This window comes from Arthrobacter sp. ISL-28, from assembly GCF_018613875.1.
In the GTDB taxonomy this organism is placed as follows: Bacteria; Actinomycetota; Actinomycetes; order Actinomycetales; family Micrococcaceae; genus Arthrobacter.
Genome location: NZ_JAGGPJ010000060.1, coordinates 1 through 9,134, shown reverse-complemented (window position 1 = coordinate 9,134; position 9,134 = coordinate 1). Strand labels below are relative to the sequence as shown.

Below are 9,134 nucleotides of genomic sequence, written 5' to 3'. Positions count from 1 at the left end.
CACAACAACACCGTAAGGAAGGTGATCTCATCATGGGGAAGGGGAACAGATCAGCGATAGTGACGCTGGTGGAACGCTCTTCCAGGCTCCTCGTTGCCTTCGCGCTCCGTCCAGGCAACAGGTCCGATAACATGCGTGACCAGCTCATTGAGGCGTTGGGGATCCTGCCGGCCACGCTGCGGAGGACCTTGACGTGGGACCGTGGCTCCGAGATGGCCAAGCACGCCGAAGTCACCGCGGCGCTGGGGACGCTCGTGTACTTCTGTGATCCGGCCAGCCCCTGGCAACGTGCTTCAAACGAGAACGCCAACGGACTGCTCCGCCAGTACTTCCGTAAGGGTGCCGACCTCAGCACGGTAGAACAGGCTGAAGTCCGCTTCGCCGCTGATGAGATCAACGGACGGCCACGAGCCGTCCTCGACTGGGATAGCGCGGCCGCGCGTTTTGCTTCCTTCCAAATCGTTGTTGCACTTCAGACCAAGGCGGTTTCCAATGGCACTGGAAAAACGGCTCGGCTGCCCACAGCCGGGGACAATTCCCTAGGGTTATCCACCGCTACGGCGACCAAGGGAGCTACCCCACCGGCTCCCAATTCCCGCCGTGGATAATCCCAATTTGACGCCAACCATGGACAGCAGAAGTGGGTGCGGGGCATAGTCGCGTTTGAGGAACCCTCTACGGGACGGTTTTTGGTGCATGCAACCCGTCCAAGAATCGCGCCTCTGAATTCTGGAGCCGTGAGGGATCCCTCAGCGGGACGCTGAGGGATCCCCTTGCGGCCTGCCCGTCGCAAAATCACCTGACACGCACCGGCTGGAGCAGAGTCCAGCCGCGAATGGACGGTGGCGGTACTCACGGCAGCGGCAGCGGATCAGCCGACTCCCCGTTCGTCGGTCTACGTGGCGATCGCCGTCATTCGGCTGGCGCGGTCGATCTTGAGAGTCGCCATCGCGTCGTCGAGGTAGCTCCCGAACGCTTCGCTGCGGTCAGAGGCGAACCATGCATGGCGGGCCGCCTGCATGCAGGCGAAGGCCGCGCCCACAATGGCGGCCGGTCTGGGGTCCGATGGGTCGTGTTCGTCGTCATTGAGGCGCACGGCGATGCGCCCGATGAGGAGCTCCTGCACGCGCTGCATCTTCTCCAGGTAGCGGGCATAGAGCTGGGGTGTGCTCCTGACGATCGCATCCATCGCCTCGCTCCGGGCGCGCTGATGCTCGTCCTGAACGTAGTCGAGGGTGATGTCGAACATGCGGCGCAGAGATTCCCAGACTGGCTCGTTCTTGGGGCGGGCATCGAGAGCTTCTGCCATGCGGTCTGCGAAGAGATCATACTTGCCGATGACGAGGTCGTCTTTGGAAGGGAAGTAACGGAAGAAGGTGCGTTTGGACATACCCGCGGCCGCGGCGATCTGGTCGACGGTGGTGTTGTCGTAGCCCTGCGCGGCGAACAGGTCCTGCGCCACCGCGGTCAGTTCGGTCTGCGCGAGACGGCGTGTTCGCTCTCTGATCGGAACCGGGTTCGTATCGCTCATCCACCCATACTATCCCAAGACGCGATATTGACACCAAGTGTCAGGAAGGGCATATAGTTGCTTTTATGGCGTCAGAGGGGCGTCTGGTTCTGAAGGAGCATCAGGAGCAAGGTTTGGTTCGTCACCGCAGCAGAAGGCCGTTCGCGTCGTCATGGCTGAACAGACATCGCTCTCAACGCCTGGGGCCCGTTCGCTCAGGGCGGCGAGCTGTGGGCCGGCGCTCTGCGAACCGTTCGCCACACACCGGAGACCGCCCCGCTGGTGTAGCAGCCCCGGATTCCCCCCTTTGCTCTGACCAAGACATTTCGCCTCATTCCTAGAAGGAGACACATCATGCGGAACAAAGTTGTCGTGCTGACCGGTGCCAGCGATGGCATCGGTGCTGCAGCGGCCCGAGAGCTCGCCGCTCATGGCCACACCGTCGTGCTCGTCGGCCGCTCACCCGAAAAGACTGCCGCTCTCGCGCGCGAGCTCAAGACAGATCACTTCCTGGCGGACTTCACCAAGCTCTCGGACGTGCGCGCTCTCGCGATAGCGCTGACCGACGCGTACCCCCGAATCGATGTCCTGGCGAACAATGCCGGAGGCATCTTCGGTGATCCCGCTCGGACTGAAGACGGCTTCGAGAAGACACTCCAGATCAACCACCTCGCCCCCTTCCTACTCACCAATCTCCTCATGGATACCTTGGTCGCCAGCCGGGCGTCGATCGTGAACACATCAAGTGTGGGTGCCCGTTTGTTCGGGAACATCGACCTGAACGACCTCAACAACGAGAAGAAGTTCTCGCCGAACAAGGCCTACGGCGACGCGAAACTGGCCAACATCCTTTTCGCGAAGGAGCTGAACAACCGCTACGCCCGTGCAGGTGTTTCAGCTGCCGCGTTCCACCCGGGCAATGTCAGGACGAACTTCGCGTCCAACACGACCAGCGGGATGCGCTTCGTATACCAGACCCCACTAGGTCGCCTCATGGGCCTCATCAGCCCGGGGAAGGGCGCCGAGTCTCTTGTCTGGCTCGCTGAAGGGGCCCCTGGGCGCGAATGGGTCTCCGGGGAGTACTACGAGAAGAAGAAGGCCGCAAAGACCAACCCTCAGGCTGGTGACGCCGGACTGGCGGCCGGCCTGTGGGATATGAGCGCCGAAATGGTCGGTCTGACCACGGCAAAGAACTAGAGCGTCTCCGCGCTGCATTTGACCTCGAGAATGCTTTGCGCGGAGAACGTCACCCCCGGTCCAGCAGCGTTAGCGCCTGGACGGGGGCGACGGCGTTGCGCGGTATTTCAGCGGACGAATCGGATGGGGGCGATCAGGATGGAGAGGGCGGCGATAGCGGTCGCGACGATGAAAACGGGTGCGTAGCTGCCGCTGATACCGGCGATGCTCGAGTCAGGCCCGGTCCGAGGATCTCACGGCTAGTGTCGGCCATGTTGAGGATTCCAAGGTCATCATGCTTAGAAGAGCGGCCCCAGAGGGACACCTCCCGCGACTGTTGCAGCACAGTGCTGGACGGCCTACAGCTAGACACTGAGGTACGCGACGTCCTCCAATCCAGTCTGAGTCGAGGCAAACGTCCCGTTAGGACAAATCACCCAGCAGCCCATCGAATAAGGGGGTCCCTCACCGCGACAGCCGGCCTTTGACGTGCGGTTTTACAGTGCGGCCGTTCAAGGTACCGCGTATACCCCGCCCGTAAAAATGCCCTGTGAAGGTAGCTCAAACGCGACGGTCCAAGGCAGGCCAGCACTCGGCGCTGACTGCCCCCCCCCTTGGCCGCACCCCAGGTTGAGCCCCAAGAGCTACTTTTCGGGGTGCCCCGGTAAGGCGTCCAGGTCCTGAACGCGGACTCAGTTACCTTCGATTAGAGCCTGTTGCGACGATCGTTGGAAACCGCCCTGGGCGCATTGGCCGTACAGCCCGTTCACTGTCAGTGCCCTCCCCCACAATGATCACGGCGGCTGAGAATACGGGGAGATTGCCGAGTAGCTCTTGAAGAGTTTTCGGCCCGGTCAGGGTTCGGCTGACGGCCGGCCAGCATAGGTTCCACCCGTTGTTGGCTCACCATGGCGGCACTGCAGGATCCGTTACTTCCGGACCGGCAGTGCAGCTCTGGCCTGCCGGGGCTGGGCGCCCGGCGACGAATGAACAGGAGTCGGCTCCCGACCGCCCTGGAAGCTGCTGGGCGGTACAGGTGAGTGACGTCCTCAGCTTGAGGCCCGCCCTGCGTTCGGGGTGGGCGCCATGATCGGGCTAAGGTGCAGCCCCAACAGGCGCCAGTCGCCGCCTGGCTGCCCGGAAGGACCGGACGGGACGGCAATCAGAGAGAGCCTGAAATTCCCGTCGTTGCGGTGGCCTTGGTATGTAGTCCGCTGGCGCTGGATGCCGATCCCCACCGCGACCCCGTCGTGGATACGCCAGTCCAGTTCGGCCAGCTCAAAACTCTCATTGACCAGACCGTTGGCAAAGCGTTCCATCCACTGGTCCCGCCCCAACACAAATCCCGCCGGTCCGACCCCGGTGAAATCCGGGGCCAGCACTGCATCGAGCTGTTCAACATCTCCGCCGGCTTCGGCCCGTGATATCGCTGCCACAAGGCTGTCCAGCTGCCTTTGAATCGTAACCATCTTCAATTCCTTCCTTTCGTACGCGGAAGCCAGAGCCTCTGGCCCCGCTCCCTTGATCCTCATCATCGCCTTCAACCGGGCCCAGTGCCTTTGAGGTTAGAAAGCAAATCATTAGATGTCCATCGATTAGAAGGCTAACGTACTGCTATTCTGTGATGATGAAACCCACCCAGGAGCCGCTGGGCATCACCCTCGCCGCCGCCGCGCGGGAGACGGGCAGGGCTTTCGATGCGGCGCTGCAGTCCGCCGGGGGATCCCGACCGGTCTGGCTGGTGCTGATGGCGCTCAAACAGCACGCCACCGCCAATCAGCGCGAAATCGCCCAAAAGGTGGGAATTCAGGGCGCCACCCTGACGCACCACCTCGACGCGATGGAATCTTCGGGGCTGCTGACCCGGCGCCGCGATCCCCATAACCGCCGGGTGCACATCGTGGAGCTGACCGAGGCGGGGCACGCCCTGTTCTTCCAGCTCCTCGGCACCGTTACGGCTTTCGACAAGCGGCTGCGCGACGGACTGGACGAGAGCGACATTGCCACCTTGCGGCGGCTGCTGGCAATCCTGCGGCACAACGTGGGCAGCTCGGCCGAAAGCGCAAAGGAGCCGGCGCGAAATGACTAGGATTCCTAGGCTGACCCCGACTTGGCGCAAGACCGTACTGGTCCTGCACATAGCCGGCGGCGTCGGCTGGATGGGGCTCGATGTCGGCCTGGTCATCTTGGCAGCCACCGGCCTGACCACTGCAAACGGCCGGACTGCGGTGTCCTGCTACACCGCCATCGGGCTGGTGGTCCCGCCCGCGGTGCTGACGCTTAGCCTGATCATGCTGACCACGGGACTCATCCTGGGGCTGGGCACCAAATGGGGGTTGCTCCGATACTGGTGGGTGCTGGTAAAGCTCGCCCTGGGGCTGGTGCTGACCGGGCTGGCGCTCTTCGCACTCCTGCCCGCCACTATGACCCTGTCGGACGCAGTGGCTTCGGAGGGCGACGGCGGTGGCGCGGCTGTGCGTGCGTCCCTCGGCGCAATCCCGGTCCAGCTCATGTTCCCGCCTGTTGTGTCATTCCTGGCGCTGGGCTTTGCTTTGGTGGTGTCCGTCTTTAAGCCGTGGGGCAGGCTGCACAAGTTTGCCGCCGTGCGCGAGCAGGTCGGCACATAGCAGGAGTTCAAGTCCCGGTACGCAAGGTTCGGTTTCGAAGAGCAGCGAACCTCGACCAGGGCAGCATGTGGCCGACCTGCTTCGCTTTGACGAAGCTGACCGCCAACGACGAAGCAAAGATCATTCCGCTCGTGAATAAGGCCGTCAGCTGAGGAGCCCCCGTCCACCAGTCCACCGGCCAGCATGCGTTGCTTCCTCCACGCCCGGCGAGCCAGGCGACCTCGGTGCAGTGGGCCGGCGGCGGCTGGGGGGGAGAGATGCCCGGTCTCAGAGGCTCTCGTCACCGCCGGCCCGAATCCAAGTCAACCCCAAAAACGGCATAGTGCACACGAGTGGTCACTACCCGATTCTGACGGGTTAACCGTACCCGGCTGCGCAGGTCGGGTCATTTGCAGAGGACGAGAAGGAATTGCTGGGCCTGATAGCCCGGGGCCCACCAACAACACGACGAGAAGGCGTTATGCCACCACCCGCCAAGGCAGGATCGCCTCCACGGTCCGATGAGGGGCAGCGTTTGAAGCTCTGCCCTAGGTCCGCCATCGCCCCTTGGCAGAATAGTTGAGCGCCCTGTCAGGGGAGACCTCGCCCTCTGCTACGTGGAGCCTCTGCTACCTGGCGATCATGACGTTGCAATGTGCGTGGGTCAGAACTGTGGTCAGAGTTCCGGGATGGCCTTCCCGCCTGTGGGCTCCCAACACCAGCAGTTCCGCGTCTGCTCCGGCATCGACCAGCGCGGTGGCCACAGAGTGGCCGGATAGCAGTTCCTCTGTTACGGCCAGGTCGGGTGCGAGATCCTGCACCCAAAGAAGGGCATTGCGCAGCACATCATGGCTATGCGTCTGTGAGGATGTGCGGCGCTTCCAGACCGGTGCTGATGGATCAACATGGACGATCTGCAGCTTGGTCTGCAGGGTTTGCGCCATCCGGACCGACTGTTCCAGGACTTTGCTGCTCCGCAGGCGCCCATCGACGCAGGCTACCACTGGTTTTCCTTCCCCGCGTTCGGCCCGGACCACCACGAGGGGGCAGCGGCCCGCGCCGGAGAGGTCAACGGAGACAGAGCCGACAAGTTTTCCGAGGAAGCCACCCAGCCCGCGGTTACCGACCACGAGCAGGTCCGCATCAAGGGATTCCTGGCGCAGAACGTCCGCGGGCAGGCCTGCGACCATCCGCGGTTCAATTTCCACTTCGGGCGAGAATCTGCGGGCGAGTTCCACGCCCTCGAAAAGGATCACTTCGGCCGCGTGCCGAAGCCCGCTCTCGGCGACGCCTTTCACCGGTGCAACATCGCGAGTAAACAGGGGCCAGATCCAGGCATGGATGATGCGCAACGCAGCGTGCGATGCCGCGGCATAGCCCCCCGCCCAGTGCAGTGCAAGTTTGGACGGATCTGAGCCGTCATAACCGACTGCCACCTTGCCCATGATTACCGCCACCTGACTGCCGATGCCAGCTCACACGAACGCCTTAAGGACTCCGTCTCGATGGCTGACCTATCTGAATTAAAACAGGAACGGGGACCAAGAGATATTGTCCGCAACCCGTGGACAGCGCCTTTGGGTGAACTGTGCGGCCGGCCATGCCGACTGCCACGAGCGGGGCCGCGCCTGTGGAGCGGCCCGGCCAAACCGGCAACGGGTGGCCGAAGCGGCCGGGCTGGAGCCCGGCACGCCCTGGACCTGGGGCTGCAGCGAGGGTGCCGACGCCCTGTGGCTCGCCGCGCACGGCTGGACGGTGACAGCGGTGGACGTCTCCGCCGTCGCGCTGGCACGGGCCGAACAGCATGCGGCGGACTCAGCAGCCAGGAACCGCATCACGTGGCTGCAGCGCGACCTTGATTCGTGGGCGCCGGAGGAGCAGTTCGATCTCGTGTCCGCCCAGTGCCTGCACTCCACCGAGGCCCCGTGGCAGCGGCCGCACCGGGTGGCCGCGAATGCGGTTCGCCCTGCCGGAACGCTGCTGATTGTCGGCCACCACCCCGACGGCCTGCCGCCCTGGCGCCCTTGCGCCCTGGCCCCCTGGCGCAGCCAATCAGACGAGGACAGCCACTCGCCCGGGGGCGACGGCCACGCGTATTCGGAAATGTTCTTCACTGCGGAGCAGGCCGCGGCCGAGCTCGGCATAACACCGCTGGAGTGGCGCGTAGAGTTGCCGCCAAGCAGGAACGCGAGGCCACGGGCCCGGACGGGCAGCCGGCCGTGCCCGCCGACGCCGTCCTGCGCGCCACCCGGCTAGGCGCCCCGGGCGACGCAGGAGGACGAGGTCACGAAGCGGCTCCTGGACCAGCACGGACTGCCGCATCAAGCACCTGATTAAATGTCCCAACCCGCGCCCCTGACCACCCTGAAGCGCTCTATTCTCATCGTGGTTATCCGCACTGCTGCCGACATATTTCCGAAGTAATGAGCAGACCATCACAGCACTTTAATAAACCGTACGTCAGACAAGCGAAGTATCGGTGATTAATTGCCATCGACGCATTAATCGAAAATACCTTCTGAAACCTTGGCTAGATATTGCCTCTCCAGTTCTGGCGTGGCTCGAGAGGCTCACTGCCGGTGAATATCGCAAGCCTCCCGCTAAAAATGCTTTGGCTAATGAGCAGCCCGGTACTTCTCCACGACATCGGCTGGGATCCGGCCCCGTTCATTAACCTGGAGTCCGTTGCTTACGGCCCATGCGCGAATAGCCTTGGCATCAGCAGCGGTCGACTTACGCGCGGCTCGGCCACGGCCACCAGACGTCTTACGAGCGACGTTGATATAGCGATTCAGAGTTTCGCGGAGGTCGGCGGCGTGCTCGTCATTGAGATCAATCTCATATTCAACGCTGTCGACAGCAAACTTTACGGTTTCGCTGGCCTCCGAACCATCGAGGTCGTCAACAAAAATAACTACTGTCTTGCGTGCCATATGAAAATGTTATCACCGCTATACCATGACAGGCTTACCCATACGAACGTGAACAGGAACAGGATAGCTGACACTTCCAATTGGGTTCGTCAAGGTAATCCGGGCCCCTATTTGTGTGGAGTTCCACTGCAAGGCTGTCCGACCATTCGTCGGGAGAACGGCCGCTGAAAGAATGAGCGGCTGGCATTCTGCGGCGAATGATAGAAACCTGATCTCAGCTTGCGCTGTCGTCTGCGGGATATGACTGCGGGCGGGCATTGATGTATGTGCCTGGCGGCACCACAGGTCGGCGATCACGGCGTCGCAGGTTTCCATTGAATATCGCCACCTTCCCGCGGGTCCGTCCCAGAACCGGTGTCGCACCGCAATCGGGGCCGCGAACGGCACCACTGTCGCGCCGGTGGCGGCAAGCATTTCCACGCCGGCTGCGAGCCGGGCGGCGAGTTTGTCGGGATCGCTTCTGCGGAAAATCAGATCATCCCCCGGCACTAAGAGTCATCAGATCCGGCTTCAGGGCCAGCGCCGGGGCAACCTGCAAATCCTCGTGGCCGATGCTCAGCTCCTCCGCGACCCGGTCCGCCCAGCCCCGCAGGCCCCCGGGGCTGCGCGGTTCCGGATCGCCCACCCCTCGGTGAACGAATCCCTCAGGGCGACGTACCGGCTCCACGGGTGCAGGTGGGCCGTGTACCCAGCACGGCTCTCGCTGATCGTGTGAGACCGGAACGATTGACCGAACGTAGAACTGCTCCAATGCCCACCACAAACCGAACTGGACGAATGCCGCCGGGGTCGCTTTGTTTCCCCGCCCTGGCCGGTTCTAGCGGAAGATGTTGTAGGGGCTCCAGCCTGTGCCGACGATGGTCCGGGTACCCCAAATGCCCTTGCTGAAGGGGTAGTGGGCCAGCCGGC

8 protein-coding genes and 2 pseudogenes are annotated in these 9,134 nt (G+C 63.0%); 5 read left to right on the top strand and 5 right to left on the bottom strand.

Going from position 1 to position 9,134, the window contains the following annotated elements; translation table 11 throughout:
• Window positions 1-431 (top strand): annotated as a pseudogene (locus J7E80_RS23515) (IS30 family transposase); the annotation flags it as partial.
• 464 nt (window positions 432-895) lie between these two features.
• Here J7E80_RS23515 and J7E80_RS23510 read toward each other — a convergent pair.
• A complete protein-coding gene (locus tag J7E80_RS23510) occupies window positions 896-1,531 on the bottom strand; it encodes a TetR family transcriptional regulator (protein ID WP_215054608.1) in 636 nt (211 codons plus the stop codon).
• 333 nt (window positions 1,532-1,864) lie between these two features.
• On the opposite strand from J7E80_RS23510, the gene J7E80_RS23505 reads away from it, so the two are divergent.
• Window positions 1,865-2,707: an SDR family NAD(P)-dependent oxidoreductase gene (locus tag J7E80_RS23505; RefSeq protein ID WP_215054607.1), complete on the top strand. Its 843-nt coding sequence runs from the start codon at window positions 1,865-1,867 to the stop codon at window positions 2,705-2,707.
• 1,028 nt (window positions 2,708-3,735) lie between these two features.
• Here the strand turns inward: J7E80_RS23505 and J7E80_RS23500 are convergent.
• Window positions 3,736-4,155, bottom strand: a complete 420-nt coding sequence (locus J7E80_RS23500) for a nuclear transport factor 2 family protein (RefSeq protein ID WP_215054606.1) — start codon at window positions 4,153-4,155, stop codon at window positions 3,736-3,738.
• A gap of 155 nt (window positions 4,156-4,310) precedes the next feature.
• Between J7E80_RS23500 and J7E80_RS23495 the strand changes: the two genes are divergently transcribed.
• Window positions 4,311-4,775 (top strand): MarR family winged helix-turn-helix transcriptional regulator, encoded by a 465-nt coding sequence (locus J7E80_RS23495; RefSeq protein ID WP_215054605.1) that lies wholly within the window; start codon window positions 4,311-4,313, stop codon window positions 4,773-4,775.
• The gene (locus J7E80_RS23490) at window positions 4,768-5,313 is read left to right on the top strand and encodes a hypothetical protein (protein ID WP_215054604.1); all 546 of its coding nucleotides are present in this window, start codon (window positions 4,768-4,770) and stop codon (window positions 5,311-5,313) included. Before J7E80_RS23495 ends, J7E80_RS23490 begins: the two co-directional genes overlap by 8 nt.
• A gap of 608 nt (window positions 5,314-5,921) precedes the next feature.
• Here J7E80_RS23490 and J7E80_RS23485 read toward each other — a convergent pair.
• Window positions 5,922-6,737: a universal stress protein gene (locus tag J7E80_RS23485; RefSeq protein ID WP_215054603.1), complete on the bottom strand. Its 816-nt coding sequence runs from the start codon at window positions 6,735-6,737 to the stop codon at window positions 5,922-5,924.
• 136 nt (window positions 6,738-6,873) lie between these two features.
• Here J7E80_RS23485 and J7E80_RS23480 point away from each other — a divergent pair, with 136 nt between their 5' ends.
• Entirely contained in the window at window positions 6,874-7,548 is a 675-nt protein-coding gene (locus tag J7E80_RS23480; RefSeq protein WP_215054602.1) for a cyclopropane-fatty-acyl-phospholipid synthase family protein, read from the top strand.
• Between the two features lie 359 nt (window positions 7,549-7,907).
• Here the strand turns inward: J7E80_RS23480 and J7E80_RS23475 are convergent, their stop codons facing one another.
• Both J7E80_RS23475 and J7E80_RS23470 read right to left on the bottom strand, forming a co-directional pair.
• Window positions 7,908-8,225 (bottom strand): Lsr2 family protein, encoded by a 318-nt coding sequence (locus J7E80_RS23475; RefSeq protein WP_215054601.1) that lies wholly within the window; start codon window positions 8,223-8,225, stop codon window positions 7,908-7,910.
• Window positions 8,226-8,526: 301 nt separating this feature from the next.
• Window positions 8,527-8,933 (bottom strand): annotated as a pseudogene (locus tag J7E80_RS23470) (SGNH/GDSL hydrolase family protein); the annotation flags it as partial.
• Window positions 8,934-9,134 lie beyond the last annotated feature (201 nt).

What these genes read in the sequence shown, in the direction of transcription:
- J7E80_RS23510 (WP_215054608.1), bottom strand. Translation starts at nt 1,531, where the DNA reads ATGAGCGATACGAACCCGGTTCCGATCAGAGAGCGAACACGCCGTCTC.
- J7E80_RS23505 (WP_215054607.1), top strand. Translation starts at nt 1,865, where the DNA reads ATGCGGAACAAAGTTGTCGTGCTGACCGGTGCCAGCGATGGCATCGGT.
- J7E80_RS23500 (WP_215054606.1), bottom strand. Translation starts at nt 4,155, where the DNA reads ATGGTTACGATTCAAAGGCAGCTGGACAGCCTTGTGGCAGCGATATCA.
- J7E80_RS23495 (WP_215054605.1), top strand. Translation starts at nt 4,311, where the DNA reads ATGATGAAACCCACCCAGGAGCCGCTGGGCATCACCCTCGCCGCCGCC.
- J7E80_RS23490 (WP_215054604.1), top strand. Translation starts at nt 4,768, where the DNA reads ATGACTAGGATTCCTAGGCTGACCCCGACTTGGCGCAAGACCGTACTG.
- J7E80_RS23485 (WP_215054603.1), bottom strand. Translation starts at nt 6,737, where the DNA reads ATGGGCAAGGTGGCAGTCGGTTATGACGGCTCAGATCCGTCCAAACTT.
- J7E80_RS23475 (WP_215054601.1), bottom strand. Translation starts at nt 8,225, where the DNA reads ATGGCACGCAAGACAGTAGTTATTTTTGTTGACGACCTCGATGGTTCG.